The organism is Enhydrobacter sp., assembly GCA_025808875.1.
Lineage (GTDB): Bacteria > Pseudomonadota > Alphaproteobacteria > Reyranellales > Reyranellaceae > Reyranella.
The window spans coordinates 4574697-4594239 of sequence record CP075528.1; the positions used below are offsets into that span (position 1 = coordinate 4574697).

Below are 19543 nucleotides of genomic sequence, written 5' to 3' on the forward strand. Positions count from 1 at the left end.
CAAGGAAGACGCACCGCAGCTCTACAACGTGGTCGAGGAGATGGCGATCGCCTCGGGCGTGCCGATGCCCAAGGTCATGGTCATGGAAACCGAGGTGCCCAATGCCTTCGCCACTGGCACCTCGACCTCCAATGCCGCCATCGCCGTGACGCGCGGCCTCCTGGACACCCTCAATCGCGACGAGCTGCAGGGCGTGGTCGGCCACGAAATGGGCCACATCGCCAACCTCGACACGCGCTACATGACGGTGGTCGGCGTCACCGTGGGCCTGATCGCTCTCGTCGCCCAGATGATCCTGCGCTCGCTGCAATGGGGCAGCTACCGCGGCCGGCGCAGCAGCGGCGGCCGCAAGGGCGGCGGCAATGCGATCCTGATCGTCATCCTGCTGGTCGTCGCCGTACTGGCACCGCTGGCCGCCAAGGCGGTGCAGATGGCAGTGTCGCGCCAGCGCGAGTATCTTGCCGATGCGACGTCCGTCCAGTTCACGCGCAACCCCGAGGGCCTCATTTCGGCTCTCAGGAAGCTCGAGGCGGCGGCGCAGCCGTTTCCCGGAGTGAGCCATGCCACGCAGCACCTCTTCATCGTCAACCCCGTGCAGCGTGTCACGCCCAAGACGTCGGCGCTCATGGCGACCCATCCCGAGATCGAGGCTCGCGTGGCTCGCCTGCGCAATCTGGGCGCTTAGCGCCGGCGCGGCGGCGGCCTTCGATCTGCAGGGCCATCGCGGGGCGCGCGGTCTCGCCCCGGAGAACACATTGAACGGCTTCCGCACCGCCTTGTCGTTCGGCGTCAGCACGCTCGAGACCGACCTCGGCATCACCAAGGACGACGTCGTCGTGCTCTATCACGATCGCCGCCTCAATGCCGATCTGACGCGCGATCCCGAGGGCAAGTGGCTGGAGGGGCCCGGCCCGACCATCCGCTCGCTCACGCTCGACGAACTCAAACGCTACGACATCGGTCGGCTGAAGCCCGACAGCCGCTACGCCCAGCAGTATCGCGAGCAAAAGCCCGCCGACGGCGAGCGAATTCCCACCCTGGCCGAGCTTTACGCACTTGCCGGGCCGACCGTGCGGCTGAACATCGAAATCAAGATCGATCCCAACCGCCCCGACGAGACCGTCGACCCGGAGACCTTCGTGCGACGCACCGTCGAGGCCGTGCGATTGGCCCGGGCGGAAGACCGGACCACGGTACAGTCCTTCGACTGGCGTCCATTGATCACGCTGCGGAAGCTGGCACCTGAGATCGAGACCGCCTGCCTCACGATCGAATCGTCGAATTTCGACACCGTCAGGCGCAATGCCGGTGCGCCTTCGCCGTGGCTTGGCGGCCTCGACCTCTCCCAGCACGGCGGCTCCGTTCCCAAGCTGGTCAAGGCGGCGGGATGCGCGACCTGGTCGCCGTTCTGGCGCAACGTGACCGCGGAACTGGTCGCGGAGGCGCAGGCGCTGGGCCTCAAGGTCATTCCCTGGACCGTGAATGCTCCCGCCGAGATGGCTCGCCTGATCGATCTCAAAGTTGACGGCCTGATCACGGACTATCCCGACCGCGCCGTCGTCGTACTGGCCCAGAAAGGGGTGAAAATTCGCTAGTCGGTTGACTCCAGGGCATCTGTGTTCTGTATACAGAAGCCATGCCCGTACGACCGATCCAGCCAGAGCCAGATCTCTCCGAGCGCATCCACGACGCCATTCTCGACGCCATCTGCGCCGGCCGATTGAAGGCCGGCGCCCGCGTCACCCAGGAAGAGCTCGCCCAGAAATTCGGCGTCAGCCGACAGCCCGTCCTGCAGGCGATGATGATCCTGCGCCGCGAGGGATTCCTGATCGAAACCGGCCGAAAGGGCGTGTGCGTGGCACCGCTCGACGTCGAGAAGGCACATAACCTCTACGTCGTGCGCGGTGCGCTCGACGGTGCGGCGGCGCGGCTCGCGGCGGCACGTTACACGCCCGAACTCGCCCATCGCGGCCGGCTCCTGCTCGATGTCGGCCGGCGCGCGGCCGCCAGCGGCAGCGTGCCATCGATCATCGAGGCGGACATCGACTTCCACCTCTTCGTTTACGAGGCCTCGGGCAATCCCCTGATCGGCGAGACGGCGCAGCCGCATTGGCAACACCTGCGTCGCGTCATGGCAGCCGCCCTGAGCGAAGGCGACCTGCGCATCAGCGTGTGGGACGAGCACGAAGGCATCCTGCGCGCCCTGGAGGCCGGCCACGTCGCCGACGCAGAGGCGCTCGCCCGCGGCCATGCGGAGCAAATGGCCGACATTCTCACCGGGCGGCTGCGCGTCGCGATCTCGCGCGCCGCCTAGAGACAACGACAACGGAGGAACCGCCATGAAGCTCACCAAGGAGCAGTTCGCGCAGTTCGACGAGGAAGGCTACCTCTTCTTCCCCGACTATTTCTCAGCCGAAGAAACGGCCCTCCTGAAGGGCTCGATCCCCGAGGTCTTCGCGCAGCGCCGCGAGGAGAACGTGCGCGAGAAGACAGGCGACGTGGTGCGCACCGCGTTTGCCGTGCACACCTATCATCCGGTGTTCGAGGCGCTGATCCATCACCCGCGCTTCGTCGAACCGGCCGAGCAACTGCTGGGCGACAAGACCTACATCCACCAGTTCAAGATCAACGGAAAGGCCGCCTTCGACGGCGACGTCTGGCAGTGGCACCAGGACTACGGCACCTGGAGGGCCGACGACGACATGCCCGAGGCGCGCGCCATGAACCTCGCGGTGTTCGTCGACGAGGTGAACGAATTCAACGGCCCGCTGTGGTTCATCCCCAAGAGCCACAAGAAGGGCGCCATCGAGGCCAAACACGACCTCACCACGACGTCCTATCCATTGTGGGTGATCGACAACGACACCATCGCCAAGCTGGTCGACCAGGGCGGCATCGTGGCGCCCAAGGGCGGACCGGGCTCGGCGATCTTCTTCCACGGTACGCTGGTGCACGGCAGCCCGCCCAACATGTCGCCGTGGGACCGCCAGATCATCTACGTGACCTACAACGCCGTCTCCAACGCCATCCGCCGCTTCAAGCGGCCGGCCTACATCGCCCATCGTGATTTCACGCCGATCGATGCGTGGAGCGACGACGCGGTCCTGCGCGCCGCGCGCCACAAGGCCGCCGCCGAATAACGGGAGGAGTCCATGAACCTGCATCGCATGCTGCTGGAGCGCGCGGCGGGCGGAAAGCCGCTGCGCATCGGCCTGATCGGCGCCGGCAAGTTCGGCGCCATGTATCTCAGCCAGATCCCGACGACACCGGGCATCCATCTGGTCGGCATCGCCGATCTCTCGCCCACGCGCGCCCGGGAGAACCTGGCGCGTCTCGGCTGGAAGCCCGGTGTGACGGCGGCCCTTTCGTTCGCCGAAGCGCGCAGGCACGGCAACACCCATCTGACCGACGACTGGCGCGCCCTGGTGACCAACCCGGAGATCGACATCGTGGTCGAGGCGACAGGCGATCCGATCGCGGCCGTGGAGCACGCGCTCGAAGCCTTCCGCAACGGCAAGAGCGTGGTCATGGTGACGGTCGAGGCCGACGCTTTCTGCGGTCCGCTGCTCGCCAAGCGCGCGGCCGAGGCGGGTGTGGTCTACAGCCTTGCCTACGGCGACCAGCCGGCGCTGATCTGCGAACTGGTCGACTGGGCGCGCACGTCGGGCTTCGAGGTCACGGCCGCCGGTCGCGGCCACAAGTGGCTGCCGCACTTCGCGCAGTCGACGCCCGAGACGGTGTGGAAATACTGGGGCCTCAACGAGGAGCAGGCCAGGCGCGGCGGACTCAATCCGAAGATGTTCAACTCCTTCCTCGACGGCTCCAAGCCCGCCATCGAAAGCACCGCAGTCGCCAACGCAACCGGCCTTACGCCGGCACCGGACGGGCTCGCCTTCCCGCCCTGCTCGGTCGAGGACCTGCCGTTCGTGATGCGTCCGGCGTCTGAGGGTGGCCAGCTGCATCACAAGGGCCAGGTCGAGGTCGCGAGTTCGCTGGAGCGCGACGGCCGCGCCATCCCCTACGAGATCCGCAAGGGCGTGTGGGTCGTGTTCGAGGCGGCGACGGAGTACCAGAAGAACTGCTTCGAGGAGTACATGCTCTGCACCGATCCGTCGGGCCGCTACTCGGTCATGTACAAGCGCTGGCATCTGATCGGGCTCGAGGTCGGCATGTCGGTCGCCTCGGTCGGGCTGCGCCAGGAACCGACCGGTTGCCCGATCGGCTTCCACGCCGACGTGATCGCCACCGCCAAGCGCGACCTCGAGCCTGGCGAGATGCTGGACGGCGAGGGCGGCTACACGGTCTACGGCAAGCTCTTCCCGTCGGAGAAATCGACGTCGCTCGGCAGCCTGCCGCTCGGGTTGGCGCACAACGTCAAGCTGCTGAAGCCCATCAAGGCCGGCCAGTCGCTGACCTATTCAGACGTGGCGATGGACGAGAGCCTGACCGCGGTGAGGTTGCGCCGCGAGATGGAGCGCACCTTCGCACCGGTGGCGGCGAAGATCGCCGCCCAGTAGGCTCGGGCTACTCCAGGCGCACGGTGGCGTCGAAGTCGCTCTCGATCATCTTGACAAGGCGTTCCGCGAGCCGGCCGCCGGCCGCCGAATTGGCCTGGTCGAAGGCGAGAAGCGTGAAATCGTTGGCAGGCGCCAGCTTCATGGACAGTCGCATGGAGTCGCGCCTCGCGTACTCGAGAGCCACGTCCTTCTTGTCCGCCTCGGGCACCTCAGGGGTCCCGGGCAGCGGCGCGAAGCCCTCGCTCCGGGCGAATTGCACAAAGGCCTGAACGAAGCGGGTGCGATCGCCTGGCTCGACCTTGCCGCGAATATGGGCGCTGGCCACCACGACGGAAAACTCCCGTCGGGGCTGTGCCGAGTCCCAGGCGATGAAGCCGAGATAGACGGCAGCGCAGCCGAATACGAGTGTCGCGATGGCCACGAGGACGGGGCGTCTCATTCGAGTGCATGTCCCGCGCGCTTGAAGTCGTCCATCGAACAGGCTCCTCCCACGACAGCCATTCTACGACAGCCGAGATCGTGCACCTACCACAGTCGATCGAGTCCACCACCGAGGCTCGACAGAATCCGCTTCAACCAGGACGCGAAGAACGGTAGCGTCCCATTACCATGCCGCTGTCCTGGACGATCTCCCACCCCGACCGCCTGATCAGCGTCACCGCCAAGGGCTTCGTCTCCCTGCAGGAACTGGAGGCCTACTACGACGCCGTCGTCGTGGCCAATGCGCTGTCCTATGGGCGTCTGTTCGACGTCACGGAGGTCGGGCCGGAGGCGGCCACCGAGCAGGACTACCTCATGTTCGGCGCGCGCATGCAGGCCTACGCCTCGGTGATGGAATTCGGGCCGATTGCCTTCGTCGTCACCAAGCCCGCGGTCCACGATCTCGTGATGCGCTGCCTGAACCTGGCGCCGGCCCCGCGGCCCGTCCGACTCTTCGACTCGGCCGAGAAGGCGCAGGCCTGGCTCGATGACCAGTGTCCGCCGCAGCAGGCGGCCGCGAGCGGTTAGAGAGCCGGCGCCGGCTCCTTGTCCTTGGCCGCCAAGGGCTTGCCCTCGGCATCGTCGCGTTCCTTCTCCTTCCGCGCCTTCAGGAGCTTGCGCAGGATCATGTTGCGCTTGAGCGCGGAGATGTGATCGATGAACAGGATCCCGTCGAGATGGTCGATCTCGTGCTGAATGCAGGTCGCGAGCAGGCCTTCGCACGCCAGCTCCTGACGCTGGCCGTCGCGGTCGAGATAGCGCACCGTCACCTTGGACGGGCGCACGACGTCGGAATAATGCTCGGGCACCGACAGACAGCCTTCCTCGTAGGTGGCGTCCTCGTCCGACGCCTCGACGATTTCGGGGTTGGCCATGAACAGCGGCCCGGTCTTGACGTCCTCGCGGTCGATGTCGAGCACGATGACGCGCTTCAGCACGCCGACCTGCGGCGCCGCCAGCCCGATGCCCGGGGCGGCGTACATCGTCTCCAACATGTCGTCCATGAGTTGACGCACGTCGGCATCGACCGTCTCGACCGGCTTGGATTTCTTCTTCAGGCGCGGATCGGGCGCCGTGAGGATGGGCAACTTCGCCATCGTGCCTAAATATGCAGTGAAATCAGGCGTTTCAAGGCCGATTCAGGTTCGGGTCACCATCGTCCCGAGTCCCGACTCGGTGAATACCTCGAGCAGCAGTGCATGAGGCACGCGGCCGTCCATGATAGTGGCGGCCTCGACACCCGAATTCACCGCGTCGATGCAGTTCTCGACCTTGGGAATCATGCCGCCCGAGATCGTGCCGTCGGCGATCAGGGCGCGCGCCCGCTCCACGGTCATCTCCGGAATGAGCTGGCCGTTCTTGTCCAGGACGCCCGGAACGTCGGTGAGGAAGAGCAGGCGCTTGGCCTTCATGGCGCCGGCGATGGCACCGGCCGAGGTGTCGGCGTTGATGTTGTAGGTGAGCTCGTCGTCGACGCCGAAGCCGATCGGCGCCACCACCGGAATGACGTCGGCGCGGCGCAGCTGCTCGAGCACCATGACGTTGATCTTGGCCGGCTCGCCCACCTGCTTGAGATCGACCTTCAGCATCTCGCCTGTCTTGGGGTCGCGCATCTGGGTAACCTTGCGCGCGAGGATCAGGTTGCCGTCCTTGCCGCAGATGCCGACGGCAATGCCGCCGCATTCGTTGATGTCGGCCACGATCGCCTTGTTGATCGATCCGGCCAGCACCATTTCGACGATCTCCATCGTGGCGGCATCGGTGACGCGCAGTCCGTTGACGAACTGGCTCTTGAGGCCGACCCGCTCCAGCATCTTGTTGATCTGCGGGCCGCCGCCATGGACGACGATCGGGTTCATGCCGACCTGCTTCATGAGGACCACGTCGCGCGCCACGAGATCGCCGAGCTTGGGGTCGGTCATGGCATGGCCGCCGTACTTGACGACGAAGGTGGCGTCGTTGTGCCGACGCATGTACGGCAGGGCCTTGGAGATGGTCTCCGCCATGCGGATGAGCCGCTTTTGCTCCTTGTCGGTCTGGACCGGCTCGGCCATTTGTTTCCACCCTTGCTCGGAAAAAGCCCTCTCCGGGCCGGGAGAGGGCTTAAGCTCGCATCATATATCAGGCGGCTCGCGGATAGAAGAAAGCCGGTCCGCACGGCAAGAGGGCCGCGTCAGGATGTCCACATGATCGACCATACTTCACTCGCCGACCGGGGCTTCACCGTCGCCAGGGAGCTGATCTCGCCTGCCGAGTGCCGCACGCTGGCAACCCTGTGGCCGGAGGAGGAGGCATTTCGCAAGCGCGTTGTCATGCAGCGGCATGGCTACGGGCAGGGCGAGTACCAATACTTCACCTATCCGCTGCCCGGCCTCGTGGAACGTCTGCGCCAGGCGCTCTATCCCGCGCTCGCCGCGGTCGCCAACGGCTGGAACGCGGCGCTCGGCGACGACAGGCGCTTCCCGCCGACTCTGAAAGCCTGGCTGCGGCAGTGCCATCAGGGTGGGCAAAAGCGGCCGACGCCTCTGCTGCTGCGCTATCGTACCGGCGACTACAACTGCCTGCATCGCGACCTCTATGGCGATTTGGTCTTTCCGCTGCAGGCCACCGTCCTGCTGAGCGCCCCGGGCCGCGACTTCGACGGTGGTGAGTTCCTACTGGTCGAGCAGCGGCCGCGCATGCAGTCGCGCGGCGAGGTCGTTCCGCTCGGCCAGGGCGACGCCGTGATTTTCGCCGTGAACGAGCGACCAGCGAGGGGAACCCGCGGCTATCACCGCGTCGGCATGAGGCACGGCGTGTCGAGCCTGCGCGCGGGCGAGCGCTTCACGCTCGGCATCATCTTCCACGACGCAGCATAAACCGATGTCGCGGACATGGGGCTGCGGACCTCCAGGCCCGCGGTCTCACTGGCGGCCGGCCGGCGGCGTCATCAGGCCTTGGCCGCTCGGCGGGCGGGCCGGTTCGCGCTTCTGCGGCTCCGGGCCGCGCTCCGAACCCGACGGCGCGGGCAGGGGCTTGTCCGCCAGCGGGAACACCACGGCAGGCTTCGACGGGGGCAGCGGTTCGGACGCGCCGGCATCCCTGGGCGGCAGCGTCAGGCCGGCGCCGACGACGACCGCGACCAGCAGCGCTTTCGCCAGCGTGACGATCTCGGCCCGAAGCTCGGGAATGCCGAATCCGGTCTCGCTGCTCGTCGCCAGCGCCCGTGGATGGGCCGCGCCGTGTTTGCGAGCGACGGCCTCGGCGGCGGCGATGGCGCGCGGAATGTCGGCTTGCCGGAGTTGATCGGCCTTGGTCAGCACCAGCTGATAGGACACGGCGGCGGCGTCGAGATTCTTCATGGTCTCGCGGTCGGCTTCCTTCACGCCGTGCCGGGCGTCGACCAGCAGGCAGACGCGCTTCAGGGTCGTGCGGCCACGCAGATAGGCCGACGCGAGATCCTGCCAGGTTTCCTTCATCGATCGCGACACCTGAGCGAAACCGTAGCCCGGCAGATCGACGAGCATCAGTCGGCTGGCCAGGTCGAAGAAGTTGATCTGCCGCGTGTGTCCGGGCTTCGACGAAACACGCGCGAGCGTGCGCCGTCCGGTCAGCGCGTTGACGAGACTCGACTTGCCGACGTTGGAACGGCCGGCGAATGCGACCTCCGGCAGGCTCTCCCCAGGCAGCGATGCCACCGACGCCGCACCCGACACGAACTCGCAGGGGCCGGCGAAGAGCTTGCGCGCCGCCTCGATCTCCTCTGGCGTGCGCTTCTCATCCGCCGCGTCGCCCATCACCGCTTCTTGGACGAGCCGCCCTTGCCCGTACCCTGCCCGCCTTTCTTGGGGGCTGCTGCCCTGCCGCCATCGGCCGGGGTGGCCGGAGCGGCCGCCACGGCGGGGGCCGGCTTGACGGCGCCCTTGTTGCCAATCGGCACGCCGTGCCGGCGCATGATGTAGTACTGCTGGGCGATCGACAGCACGTTGCTCCACGCCCAATAGATCACCAGTCCAGCCGAGAAGGGCGCCAGCATGAAGGTGAAGAGAATCGGCAGAAACTGAAACACGCGCGCCTGTATCGGATCGGTGGGCTGCGGGTTCAGCTTCTGCTGCAGATACATCGTGATGCCCATGATGATGGGCCACAGGCCGATGTTGAAGAAGTGCAGAATCTCCGGGACGTGCCACGAGAACAGGCCGAAACCTGTCAGGATCGTCGCCGGATCGGGCGCACTCAGGTCCTTGATCCAGCCGAAGAACGGCTGGTGACGCATTTCGATGGACGTGTAGAGCACCTTGTAGAGCGCGAAGAACACGGGGATCTGCACCAGGATCGGCAGGCAGCCAGCCGCGGGATTGACCTTCTCCCGACGGTAGAGCTGCATCAGCTCCTGGTTCATCCGCTGCCGGTCCTCGCCGTAGCGCTCCTTCAGCTTTTCCATCTCCGGCTGCAGCGCCTTCATCTTGCTCATCGCCGTATAGGACTTGTTGGCGAGCGGGAAGAAGACGAGCTTCACGATGACCGTCAGCGACAGGATCGCCAGGCCGAAATTGCCGAGATGGACGTAGAGCCACTCGAGCAACCAGAACATCGGCTTGGTGAGAAAGGCGAACCAGCCCCAGTCGATGGTGAGATCAAAGCGCGTGATGTCGTATTTCTCGTAGTAGCCGTCGATCACGCGCACGATCTTGGCGCCGGCAAAAAGATGGGACTCGTTGCCGCCGGTGGCGCCGGGCGCGACGGTGACACCCTGACCGACATAGTCGACCTGATACTTGCCGGTGGCGCCCGCGCCCGAGCCCTTGAGCGTGATGTCGACCTTGGTCTTCTGGTCGGGGATCAGCGTCGCCATCCAGTACTTGTCCGTGATGCCGACCCAGCCGCCGGTGGTGGCGAAACGCTGCGCCTTGTTGTCCTCGAAGTCGGAGTAGCTGAACTCCTTCAAGCTGTCGTTGAAGACGCCGTAGGGTCCCTCGTGCAGGATGTAGATGCCCTCATAGGCCGGCTGACCGAAGCGCACGATGAGGCCCCACGGGAAGAGCGTCACCGGCTTGTCGCTCTTGTTCTCGACGCTCTGCTTGACGTCGAACATGAAGTAGTCGTCGATCGCCACGTCGATGGCGAAGATCAAACCCTGGCCGTTGTCCCAGGTGAGCCGAACGGGCTTTCCCGGCGCGACGGTCGACTGGCTGGCCGTCCACACCGAGTCCGGACCCGGCACCTTGATCGCGGAGTCCGCCGTCGACCAGCCGAATTCGGCGTAATAGGGATGCGCGGTGCCTTCGGGCGCCAGCACCTGCACGGGCGGGCTCTTGGGATCGAGCGACACGTGGTGCTTGGCCAGCCGCACATCGTCTATGCGCGCGCCCTTGAGCGAGATCGAGCCGATGAGTTCGGGCGTGCTGAAGGTGACGCGTGGGGTACGCGCAAGCGCGTCCTGAAGGCTGACAACGCCCCGGGCGGCGCCCGCCGCGGCCGGCGCACCGGGCGCCGCCGCCTGACCCGGGGCCGGTGGCGCACCGGGCGCCCCGGGCGCCGGCGTTGCGCCGTTCGCCTGCTGCTGTTGCTGCTGTTGCGGCGGCTTGGCCGGTGGAAAAGCAGCTTGCCAGCCGACGATGATGAGCACCGAGAGCGCAATCGCGAGGATGAAATTCTTCTGGTCCATTTATCGAACTTTTGCCGGCGAGCAGGAAAGCGGAGGAACGGGGTCGTAGCCGCAGCCGCCCCAGGGACCGCAGCGGCAAAGGCGGCCGGCAGCCAACAGACCGCCCCGGAGCGGGCCATGGCGCGACACCGCTTCGGTCGCATAGGCCGAGCACGAGGGTTCGTAGCGGCAGGCACCCACAAAGAAGTAGGCGAGCGTGAGTTGATAGAGGCGGATCGCTCCCAGCAGCGACCGCGATGCCAGCGATGTCAGCATGCGGCCCGGAAACTGGCGATTCGTCGAGGCCAGCGCAAGCTTTCCGGGCTCGGTCATGGCGTCGCGACGCCGAGGGCCCGGACGCGCTTCAGAGCCTCAACGAGCTCCGCGCGCAGGGTGTCGAAATCGCGCCGCAGCGCACCCTGCCGACCGACCAGCACGTAGTCGAGGTCGGGCCGCCCCTGGGCCGGAATCACCAGCCGGGCAATTTCGCGCAAGCGGCGGCGCACCCGGTTTCGAACCACGGCGTTGCCGACCTTGCGGCTGACCGTGAAACCTACCCGCGCCGTGGCCGGCGCGGGATCCGTCGGCGCCGGGGCGACCTGGAGGACAAAGCCTGGCATGGCACAACGCCGTCCGGCCTGTACGCGCAGGAAGTCCCGACGATTGGGCAGTCGCCCGGGACGCGCCGGGGCCACGGGCAAGGACGGAAACTAGGCCGAGAGGCGCTTGCGGCCCGACCGGCGGCGGTTGGCGATGACCTTGCGGCCGCCCACCGTCGCCATCCGCGACCGGAAGCCGTGCCGGCGCTTGCGCACCAGCTTGCTCGGCTGATAGGTGCGTTTCATGACGCAACTCCTGCAAACACAAGCCCCCGCAGCGAAGGCGCGGGGGCGAATTCCGTGGGCGAGGGTAATAAGCGCGCCGGTGCCGCGAGTCAACGCGACTCGCTAGAGTGGCGCCATGACCCTGGTCCTGCATGGCTATCGCTTCAGCGTCTATCGGCGCATCGCCCGCCTCGCCCTCGAGGAGAAGGGGTTGGCCTACGGACACGAGGAAGTGAATCCCTTCGACCCGGCGATGCCCGCCGACTATCTACGGCTCCATCCTTTCGGCCGCGTGCCGACTCTGATCCATGACGGCTTCGTCCTCTACGAGACGGGCGCAATCACCCGCTATGTCGACCGCGCCTTTGCGGGCCCGAGCCTGCAGCCGGCCGATGCCAGGGCGGTCGGCCGCATGGACCAGATCCTGTCGGTGGTCGATTCCTATGCCTATTGGCCCCTGGTCCGGCAGGTCTTCGCCCATGGTGTGTTTCGGCCGCGTACCGGCGGCACGGGCGACGAGGACGAGGTCCGAAAGGGTTTGGACGCCGCGCCCAAGGTTCTGGACGCCCTCGACAAGCTGGCAGGCGACGATCGGTTCCTGGTGGGTCCCTCACCCTCGCTCGCCGACCTTCATCTCGGCGCCATGATCGCCTATTTCGTCCTGGCGCCCGAGGGGCGGACCCTGTTGGAGCGCTGGCCGCGGCTGGCCGCCTGGTGGGCGCGAATGGCCGGTCGCCCCAGCATGCTCTCCACCGAGCCGGGCCTCCCCGTCATCACAAGTTGATCGGGCGTGCTTTGAGCACGTCGCCGGGCGTGCCTAAATCGCGTGTGATGAGGTCCTCCCCATGGCGCCGGCTGATCCCCGTGGCGATTCTGCTGCTCGGGCTGGCGCTCTTCGTTCTGTTCCGGCTCGACCGGCATCTCTCCTTCGAAATGTTGGGGCGGCACCATGCCGAACTCGTCGCCTGGGTGAAAGAGAACGCCGTGCTGGCAGCGTGCGCGTTCGTGCTGGCCTATGCGGCGGCGGTGGCCTTCTCTCTTCCCGTGGCCGTTCTGGCCACGCCGGTGGCCGGTTTCCTGTTCGGGCCGTGGCTCGGCGCGACCCTCTCGGTGATCGGCGCGACATTGGGATCGATCGCCGTCTTCCTGGCGGCGCGCACCGCCTTCCGCGACCTGTTCCACGCGCGCGCGGGCGCCCGGCTGGCGCGCCTCGAGGAGGGCTTTCGGCGCGACAGTTTCAGCTACCTGCTGTTTCTCCGCCTGGTACCGATCTTCCCGTTCTGGCTGATCAACATCGTGCCGGCCCTGCTCGGCATGAAGCTCGACCGCTATGCGCTCGCCACCTTCATCGGCATCATCCCCGGCGCCATCGTCTACGCCGGAGTCGGCAGCGGGCTCGGCAACCTGATCGATCGCGGCGAAACGCCGGATCTCGGCGTGATCTTCGAGTGGCACATCCTGTTGCCGTTGCTGGGGCTGGCCGTTCTCGCCCTGCTTCCGGTGATCTACGCCCGCCTGCGCCCGCGCAGGACGGCAACATGACCGACATGCTGAGGCCCGACATCTGCATCGTCGGCGGCGGTTCGGCCGGTCTGTTCGTCGCCGCCGGCGCCGCCCAGCTCGGACTCGAAGTCGTGTTGATCGAGCGCGGGCCCATGGGTGGCGACTGCCTGAACTACGGTTGCGTGCCGTCGAAGGCGCTGATCGCCGCCGGCAAGGCGGCGCAGGCCCAGCGCGAGAGCGCCGTCTTCGGTATCGAGCCGACCGAACCGCATGTCGACTTCGCGCGCGTGATGGATCACGTTCACGGGGTCATCGCCACCATCGCACCCAACGACTCGGTCGAGCGCTTCGAGAAGCTCGGCGTGCGCGTGCTGAAGGAGACGGCGCGCTTCGCGAGCGACGACGAGCTGCAAGCCGGCGGGTTCCGCATCAGGCCGCGCCGCATCGTCCTGGCGACGGGTTCTCGCCCGGCCACGCCGCCGATCCCGGGCCTCGCCGCATCGCCGTACCTCACCAACGAGACCGTGTTCGCCAATCGCGTGCTGCCGAGCCATCTCGTCGTGATCGGGGGCGGCCCGATCGGACTTGAGCTGGCGCAGGCCCATCGACGGCTGGGATCGCGCGTGACGGTGCTCGAGGCCGCGTCCTTCCTGTCGAAGGACGATCCGGAACTCGCGACGGTGGCGCTGGCGCGGCTGCGGCGCGAAGGCGTCGATCTGCGCGACAACGCGACCATCTCGCGCGTCGAGGGAACTTCGGTCGTGCTGGAGAGCGGCGAGCACATCGACGGTTCGCACCTGCTGGTCGCCGCCGGGCGCGCGCCCAATGTCGAGGAACTCGACCTCGACAGGGCCGAAGTCGCCTTCACCCGGCGCGGCATCACGGTAGACGATTCCCTGCGCACGTCGAACCGCCGTGTATGGGCGATCGGCGACTGCAACGGCCTCTACGCCTTCACGCACATGGCGGGCTATCAGGCGTCGCTGTTCATCCGCTCGCTGTTTCGCCTGCCCGTGCGCCTCGATCATTCGATCGTGCCCTGGACGACCTACACCGAGCCGGAAATCGCACAGGCCGGCCTGACCGAGGCTGCCGCTCGCGACAAGCACGGCGACGGCATCCGCGTCCTGCGCTGGCCGCTCGCCGAGAACGACCGCGCCCAGGCCGAGCGCACGACCGAGGGATTGGTCAAGGTCGTCACGGCCGGCAACGGCCGCGTGCTGGGCGCGGGCATCGCGGCCCCCCACGCCGGAGAACTCATCCAGCCGTGGTGCCTCGCCCTCTCGAAGCGGATGAAGATTTCCGCCATGGCGAGCTTCGTGCCGCCCTATCCGACGCTCGGCGAAGCGAGCAAGCGCGCCGCGGGCAGCTACTTCACGGCGAAGCTCTTCAGTCCGATGACGCGGCGTCTGGTGCGCTTCCTCAGCCGCCTGCCATAGCGCCGACGCATCGAAGCCATAGGGCATCGATATTTCAGCAAAAGACGTCTCCGCGGCAGGGTGCGCTCAGCCCGAAAGGGAAACCCGTCGCTCAAGGAGATTTCACATGAAGTCCACGCTCACCATCGCCGCCGCGCTCAGCGCCGCGCTGCTGCTTGCCCACCAGGTCCAGGCCCAGGGCAACGCCGAGAAGTGCTACGGCGTCGCCAAGGCCGGCAAGAACGACTGCCAGACCGCGACGTCATCGTGCGCCGGCACCTCCAAGCGCGATCGCCAGGGCGACGCCTGGCTCACCGTGCCCAAGGGCACCTGCGAGAAGCTGGTCGGCGGCTCGCTGAACGTCGTCAAGAGCTAACGCCATCGGTCGCCGGGCCCGGCCGATCGGGCCGGCATCCCCCGCCCCAACCACGGCCGGCCCGACCGGACCCGGCGCCGAAACCTTCAGAAATCTTCAGGAGATACGCCATGTCATCGATGATGATGGACGGTGCGCCGGCTTCGACCGGCCGCGTCGCCCGGCTCGAGGCGCTCCGCGCCACCGCCCGCCGCTTCCCCCTGTCGCCGATCGAGTTCGGCATGCGCCTTGCCGTGGGCGCGGTGTTCTTCCGGTCAGGCATGAACAAGGCCGAGAGCTTCGACTCGGCGGTGACGCTGTTTCGCGAGGAATACCGACTGCCCTTGCTGCCGCCCGAACTGGCCGCCTATCTCGGCACGGCCGTCGAATTGACCGCACCGGTCCTGCTCGTTCTCGGCCTGTTCGCCCGTCTCGGCGCCGCCGCCTTGCTCGCCATGACGCTCGTGATCCAGTTCCTGGTCTATCCGGCCAACTGGCCGGAGCATCTGATGTGGGCGTCGATTCTGGCCTATGTCTTGACGCGCGGGGCCGGCGCGTTGTCGATTGACCGCCTGATCGCCTTCAACCTGTTCGGGCGCGCCTAGCGCCGAGCGAGGAGCGCCGCCATGGCCCGGCCGCACATCGTCATCGTCGGCGCGGGCTTCGGCGGGCTGAGCTGCGCCCATTCGCTCGCCGGCGCCGAGGCCGACGTCACCGTCGTCGACCGACGCAACTATCATCTCTTCCAGCCGCTGCTTTATCAGGTGGCGACCGCCGGCCTCTCGCCGGCCCAGATCGCCTCGCCGATCCGCGCCATCCTGCGCCGCGCCGGCAACGTGCGCGTGATCCTGGGCAAGGCGACCGGCATCGACAAGCAGCGCCGCGTCGTCCGGCTCGACGGCCGTGAGATCGCCTACGACCATCTCGTGCTCGCCACCGGCGCCCGCCATTCCTACTTCGGCCACGACGAATGGGAGCCGGTCGCGCCCGGCCTCAAGAAGATCGACGATGCGACGGCGATCCGCCGGCGCATCCTGGTCGCCTTCGAACATGCCGAGGCGTCGGACGATCCCGAGGAGCGACGGCGTCTGCTCACTTTCGTCGTGATCGGCGCCGGGCCGACCGGGGTCGAGATGGCCGGCGCCATCGCCGAGCTCGCCCGCGTAGCGCTGCGTCACGACTTCCGCACGATCAATCCCGCCGAATCCCGCGTCGTGCTCGTCGAGGGCGGATCGCGCGTACTGGCCGCCTTTCCGCCGATGCTGAGCACCGCGGCCCAGCGGTCGCTGGAACGTCTGGGCGTCGAGGTGCGGCTCGGCACCCCCGTCTCGAACTGCGACACCCAGGGCGTGGCGATCGGCGACGAGCGCCTGGAAGCGGCAACCATCGTGTGGGCAGCGGGCGTCGCGGCATCCGGCGCGGCGCGCTGGCTGGATACGGAGAAGGATCGCGCCGGCCGGGCGATCGTCCAGCCCGATCTCACGCTGCCCGGCCATTCCGAGATCTTCGTCATCGGCGACACCGCCAGCGTCGACGACGGCAATGGCAAGCCGTTGCCAGGCCTCGCGCCGGTCGCCAAGCAGCAGGGCGCCTATGTCGCGCGCGTGTTGCGGGCACGTCTCGCCGGCCGGCCGCCGCCGCGGCCGTTCCGCTATCGCAACTACGGCACCATGGCGACGATCGGCCGTCGCGCCGCCGTTGCCGACTTCGGCTGGATCAAGCTCGACGGCACACTCGCCTGGCTGTTGTGGGGCCTCGTGCACATCTCCTTCCTGATCGGCTTCCGCAACCGCCTGGTCGTGATGCTCGACTGGATGTGGTCCTACGTGACCTTCCAATCAGGAGCGCGCCTGATCACCGGGCCCGGTTCGCACTAGGAAAGTCCGTCGCGGAAATCGCGCAAATCGCGGAAATCGATCTCGGAAACCTCGGAAACCTCGCAAACCTCCGGCGGGGTGTCGCCGGACAATCGACGTCGCGGGCACCCGCCCGAGACGCCCTCAGGGTGGTGTGCCTGCTCTCCGCCGGAATGCGTTGCGCAAACTGCGGGAACTGCGGAAACCTCCTGTCACGGGTCGGGAGGACGGGTCGGCGGACGATTGGCGAAGCAGAACGTCGATACGGGAAATCCCGCGCGGCCCTCGCGGCCGGGTGTGGTCAGGGTGCTCATGGGCGCATTTTACCTCGACGCGCCCTTGAGGACCTAATCGGGTCGATGGATTCCGTCCGATGCCGATGGCGTCTGCATCGGAAGGCGATTCGACCCCCCGATTCCGACGTCTCGCGCGAATCTGACTCTCCCGACGTCGGTAAACGGCTCTAGCCCAACCGATGCCGTTCGCTCGCCGGGATCAAGGTGAGGTTACCGAGGATCCGATGCTGAGGATCGGCGCTGGCGGCGAGCTTGGGCTGGAGCGTCAGCAGCGCCTCGGCGAGACGGGTCTCGCCCCATAGCCAGGCCTTGCGCGACTGGCCCGATCCCGGATCGGGAAAGGCCGCCGCGGCTTCGAGATAGTAGGCCTTCAGATCGTCGATCGCCTCCTTGAGGGCCTGGGCCGCCGGCAGCTCGCCGCCGACGGCCTGCGCAACCAGCCCGCCGGCCGCCCGCATGTCGAGCCCCGACACGCCGACGGTCGTGCGACGGCTGGCCTCCACCGCCCGATCGTGCCAGGGACGCAGCCGGTCGATCTCTGCGATCAGCGACTCCGTTTGCGCGGGCGCCAGGTCGATCGGGCAGGCCCAGCCGGTGAAGTCGGCGTCACCGACGACATGCTCGGGATAGTCGGCGATCAACGGCCCGTCGGTCCGAGCGAGCAACGCGAGCGCCGCCTCGACGACGCGGCGCTGGAACGGCGCGTCATCGGGAACGCCGAGCGGCCGGCCGAGCTCGAAAGTGACCCACAGCGCGCGCGGCGGCCGGATCCTCTCGGTGTGTTCGCGCACCAGGCTGATGCCGACGGTCGGGATGCCCTGTCGCTCGAGGAAATGGCCGAGCGCGCCGACGGCGCGCGTGCAGGCGGGTCAAACCGGCACGAGCAATGCGGCGTCCACCTGGTCGGCCTTCAGAAGACCGGCGAGGTGTCGGGCATGCGGCTCCGCCGCGGCGGGCGGGAAGGCACCCATGAAGGAATAGTGCACCGAGGCCAGTGAGCCGACGACCCCGTCATCCGCCAGCTCGCGTAACCGATCGATCGGAAACACGACGTTGAGATCCTGCTGGAAGCCGGTGCGGTCGAAATTGACCGAGATGTGGCTCATCACCAGTTCGCCGGCCGGAGTCGCTCCCGGGATGATGCGGTAGCTGCCGTCGCTCGGTTGGAACGGCCGATCGCCGCGGCGATGCAGGCCGGCCGTCGAAATCAGCGCGACGCGGCGCGCGCCGAGCGGCGCGCCGGCGAGAGCCGGCGTGTCGTCATAGGTCGGGCATTCGATCCGGCGCAGATGGCCAGCCTCGCCCTCCGGCAGGTCGCTGAGACGCTTGACCATCGGCGCTACCTTTCCACCACGTCGCGCAACACCTCGAGCGCCGCCTCCGGTTCGGGCCGGTAGCGGTAGTCGGGATCGGCCTCGGCCGAGCGCACGATACCCGTGGCGTCGATCACGAAGCGCGACGGGATCGGCAAACGCCACGACGGATCGCCGTTGCGCAGGGGAAGGTCGATGCCGAGGCCACGATAGACTTCGCGTAGGTCGTCGGGCAGCGCGAAGGCAAGGCCGAACGCCTCGGCGACCCGCGACTGCTCGTCCCATAGGATGGGAAAGGCGAGCTTCTGCCGTTCCGCCATGGGCGTGATGTGCTCGGGCAGTTCAGGCGAGATCACGACCAGCGAGGCGCCGAGCGTGACGATATCCGAGAGGACGGTCTGCAGAGCCTCCAGCTCATGCCTGCAATAGGGTCACCACGATCCTCGGAAGAAGGACACGATCATCGGTCCGCTCGCCAGCCGTTCGGCCGAGCTCACGCGCTGACCGTCGTGGTTGACGAGCTCGAACGACGGCGCGGTGCTGCCGACCTTGGCGATGCGGTCCATGGCGCCGGAACGACGCAGATCGTCGGTGGCGCGATGCATGATCGCCTGCCTCTCCGGTGAAATGCGGCCGGCGCTGGCGGTACGCGTCGCGGCGAGCTTGTCGGCAAGGGACATGGTCTATTCCTTTCGTTGATCGAGGAGTGCGAGCGCCGGCCGGACGGCCGCCTCGAGAAGCTTGCGGCGCGCGCCGGTGCGGGCCAGCACGCGAAGGCCGAGCAGCACGCCCAGCATGTGGCCGGAGACTTCGTCGGCATCGATGGTCTTCGGCGCCTGGCTGGCGGCCTGCGCGGCGGCAATGTTGCGCCGGAAGAAAGCGCGAATCTCGTCGAGATAGCCGCCGACCACCTTGCCGATCGCGGCGTCGTGCGGCGCCACGTCGAGGGCCGAATTGACCAGCAGGCAGCCCTTGCGGTCCGGGTCCTTCAGGGAACGATCGACGATCGACGCGAAGAAGGCGCGAATCGCCTCCTTGGGCTCGTGGCCGGCCTCGAGCCGTTCGATTCGCCCGCGCATCGAGCGGTTGGCGTACCGCTCGAGCGACCGCACGAACAAGGTCCGCTTGTCGCCGTAGGCATTGTAGAGGCTGGCGCCGCCGATCCCCATGGCATCGGCAAGATCGCGCACCGAAGTGGCTTCGTAGCCGCGCAGCCAGAAGCAATCGACGGCGGCGTCGATTGCACGGGTTTCGTCGAAGGCCTTGGCACGGGCCATGGCGCGATCACAGCACCATTTTGGATCGCTCGCTACAAAATTTCCGGACATTCACCCGACCCTGACGCCGACCGGCCG

25 protein-coding genes are annotated in these 19543 nt (G+C 67.3%); 12 read left to right on the plus strand and 13 right to left on the minus strand.

The features are described from left to right. Positions 1-560 precede the first annotated feature (560 nt). From KIT25_22710 to KIT25_22725, 4 genes are read left to right on the plus strand one after another with little or no spacing between them, the layout of a single operon-like run. Positions 561-1595 carry a glycerophosphodiester phosphodiesterase gene (locus KIT25_22710; GenBank protein UYN94801.1) on the plus strand — a complete coding sequence of 345 codons (1035 nt, stop codon included), beginning with the start codon at positions 561-563 and terminating at the stop codon, positions 1593-1595. Between the two features lie 41 nt (positions 1596-1636). Beyond that, complete coding sequence (locus KIT25_22715) at positions 1637-2314, plus strand: GntR family transcriptional regulator (GenBank protein ID UYN94802.1); 678 nt, start codon at positions 1637-1639, stop codon at positions 2312-2314. 25 nt (positions 2315-2339) lie between these two features. Further along, positions 2340-3140 (plus strand): phytanoyl-CoA dioxygenase family protein, encoded by an 801-nt coding sequence (locus KIT25_22720; GenBank protein ID UYN94803.1) that lies wholly within the window; start codon positions 2340-2342, stop codon positions 3138-3140. A 12-nt stretch (positions 3141-3152) separates the two neighbouring features. After that, positions 3153-4517, plus strand: a complete 1365-nt coding sequence (locus tag KIT25_22725) for a Gfo/Idh/MocA family oxidoreductase (GenBank protein ID UYN94804.1) — start codon at positions 3153-3155, stop codon at positions 4515-4517. Positions 4518-4524: 7 nt separating this feature from the next. On the opposite strand, the gene KIT25_22730 is transcribed toward KIT25_22725, so the two are convergent. Further along, positions 4525-4956 carry a hypothetical protein gene (locus KIT25_22730; GenBank protein UYN94805.1) on the minus strand — a complete coding sequence of 144 codons (432 nt, stop codon included), beginning with the start codon at positions 4954-4956 and terminating at the stop codon, positions 4525-4527. Positions 4957-5126: 170 nt separating this feature from the next. Here KIT25_22730 and KIT25_22735 point away from each other — a divergent pair, with 170 nt between their 5' ends. Continuing rightward, positions 5127-5525: a hypothetical protein gene (locus KIT25_22735; GenBank protein ID UYN94806.1), complete on the plus strand. Its 399-nt coding sequence runs from the start codon at positions 5127-5129 to the stop codon at positions 5523-5525. Here the strand turns inward: KIT25_22735 and def are convergent. Further along, on the minus strand, positions 5522-6094 hold the full coding sequence (gene def / locus KIT25_22740) for a peptide deformylase (GenBank protein UYN94807.1): 573 nt from the start codon (positions 6092-6094) through the stop codon (positions 5522-5524). The two genes, KIT25_22735 and def, sit on opposite strands and share 4 nt — an antisense overlap. A 42-nt stretch (positions 6095-6136) precedes the next feature. Further along, complete coding sequence (gene argB / locus KIT25_22745; protein UYN94808.1) at positions 6137-7051, minus strand: acetylglutamate kinase; 915 nt, start codon at positions 7049-7051, stop codon at positions 6137-6139. A gap of 132 nt (positions 7052-7183) precedes the next feature. On the opposite strand from argB, the gene KIT25_22750 reads away from it, so the two are divergent. Continuing rightward, positions 7184-7855, plus strand: a complete 672-nt coding sequence (locus KIT25_22750) for a 2OG-Fe(II) oxygenase (GenBank protein ID UYN94809.1) — start codon at positions 7184-7186, stop codon at positions 7853-7855. A gap of 45 nt (positions 7856-7900) precedes the next feature. Here the strand turns inward: KIT25_22750 and yihA are convergent, their stop codons facing one another. Genes yihA through rpmH form a run of 5 tightly spaced genes read right to left on the minus strand, consistent with a single transcriptional unit; the run spans position 7901 to position 11468 of the window. Next, the gene (yihA, locus tag KIT25_22755; GenBank protein UYN94810.1) at positions 7901-8773 is read right to left on the minus strand and encodes a ribosome biogenesis GTP-binding protein YihA/YsxC; all 873 of its coding nucleotides are present in this window, start codon (positions 8771-8773) and stop codon (positions 7901-7903) included. Then, positions 8773-10644 (minus strand): membrane protein insertase YidC, encoded by a 1872-nt coding sequence (gene yidC / locus KIT25_22760; GenBank protein ID UYN94811.1) that lies wholly within the window; start codon positions 10642-10644, stop codon positions 8773-8775. The genes yihA and yidC overlap by 1 nt, the downstream gene beginning before the upstream one ends. After that, on the minus strand, positions 10645-10899 hold the full coding sequence (gene yidD / locus KIT25_22765) for a membrane protein insertion efficiency factor YidD (GenBank protein ID UYN98029.1): 255 nt from the start codon (positions 10897-10899) through the stop codon (positions 10645-10647). It abuts the gene before it with no gap. A 53-nt stretch (positions 10900-10952) separates the two neighbouring features. Next, on the minus strand, positions 10953-11318 hold the full coding sequence (rnpA, locus tag KIT25_22770; protein ID UYN98030.1) for a ribonuclease P protein component: 366 nt from the start codon (positions 11316-11318) through the stop codon (positions 10953-10955). A gap of 15 nt (positions 11319-11333) precedes the next feature. Further along, positions 11334-11468 carry a 50S ribosomal protein L34 gene (rpmH, locus tag KIT25_22775; GenBank protein UYN94812.1) on the minus strand — a complete coding sequence of 45 codons (135 nt, stop codon included), beginning with the start codon at positions 11466-11468 and terminating at the stop codon, positions 11334-11336. A 115-nt stretch (positions 11469-11583) separates the two neighbouring features. Between rpmH and KIT25_22780 the strand changes: the two genes are divergently transcribed. The 6 genes from KIT25_22780 (at position 11584) to KIT25_22805 (ending at position 16600) form a co-directional block, all read left to right on the plus strand. Continuing rightward, a complete protein-coding gene (locus tag KIT25_22780) occupies positions 11584-12231 on the plus strand; it encodes a glutathione S-transferase family protein (GenBank protein ID UYN94813.1) in 648 nt (215 codons plus the stop codon). A gap of 47 nt (positions 12232-12278) precedes the next feature. Further along, positions 12279-12989, plus strand: coding sequence for a TVP38/TMEM64 family protein (locus KIT25_22785; protein ID UYN94814.1), 711 nt, complete (start codon positions 12279-12281; stop codon positions 12987-12989). Then, complete coding sequence (locus KIT25_22790; GenBank protein UYN94815.1) at positions 12986-14389, plus strand: FAD-dependent oxidoreductase; 1404 nt, start codon at positions 12986-12988, stop codon at positions 14387-14389. The genes KIT25_22785 and KIT25_22790 overlap by 4 nt, the downstream gene beginning before the upstream one ends. A gap of 106 nt (positions 14390-14495) precedes the next feature. Beyond that, positions 14496-14744 (plus strand): DUF2282 domain-containing protein, encoded by a 249-nt coding sequence (locus tag KIT25_22795; protein ID UYN94816.1) that lies wholly within the window; start codon positions 14496-14498, stop codon positions 14742-14744. A 110-nt stretch (positions 14745-14854) separates the two neighbouring features. Further along, complete coding sequence (locus KIT25_22800; protein UYN94817.1) at positions 14855-15328, plus strand: DoxX family protein; 474 nt, start codon at positions 14855-14857, stop codon at positions 15326-15328. Between the two features lie 21 nt (positions 15329-15349). Further along, entirely contained in the window at positions 15350-16600 is a 1251-nt protein-coding gene (locus tag KIT25_22805) for an NAD(P)/FAD-dependent oxidoreductase (GenBank protein ID UYN94818.1), read from the plus strand. A 442-nt stretch (positions 16601-17042) separates the two neighbouring features. On the opposite strand, the gene KIT25_22810 is transcribed toward KIT25_22805, so the two are convergent. The 5 genes from KIT25_22810 to KIT25_22830 form a co-directional block, all read right to left on the minus strand. Beyond that, the gene (locus tag KIT25_22810) at positions 17043-17666 is read right to left on the minus strand and encodes a hypothetical protein (protein ID UYN94819.1); all 624 of its coding nucleotides are present in this window, start codon (positions 17664-17666) and stop codon (positions 17043-17045) included. Positions 17667-17744: 78 nt separating this feature from the next. Continuing rightward, complete coding sequence (locus KIT25_22815) at positions 17745-18209, minus strand: hypothetical protein (protein UYN94820.1); 465 nt, start codon at positions 18207-18209, stop codon at positions 17745-17747. 5 nt (positions 18210-18214) lie between these two features. Beyond that, positions 18215-18601 carry a redoxin domain-containing protein gene (locus KIT25_22820; GenBank protein UYN98031.1) on the minus strand — a complete coding sequence of 129 codons (387 nt, stop codon included), beginning with the start codon at positions 18599-18601 and terminating at the stop codon, positions 18215-18217. Between the two features lie 18 nt (positions 18602-18619). Continuing rightward, entirely contained in the window at positions 18620-18868 is a 249-nt protein-coding gene (locus KIT25_22825; GenBank protein UYN94821.1) for a hypothetical protein, read from the minus strand. 3 nt (positions 18869-18871) lie between these two features. Beyond that, positions 18872-19465, minus strand: coding sequence for a TetR/AcrR family transcriptional regulator (locus KIT25_22830; GenBank protein UYN94822.1), 594 nt, complete (start codon positions 19463-19465; stop codon positions 18872-18874). Positions 19466-19543: the final 78 nt, after the last annotated feature.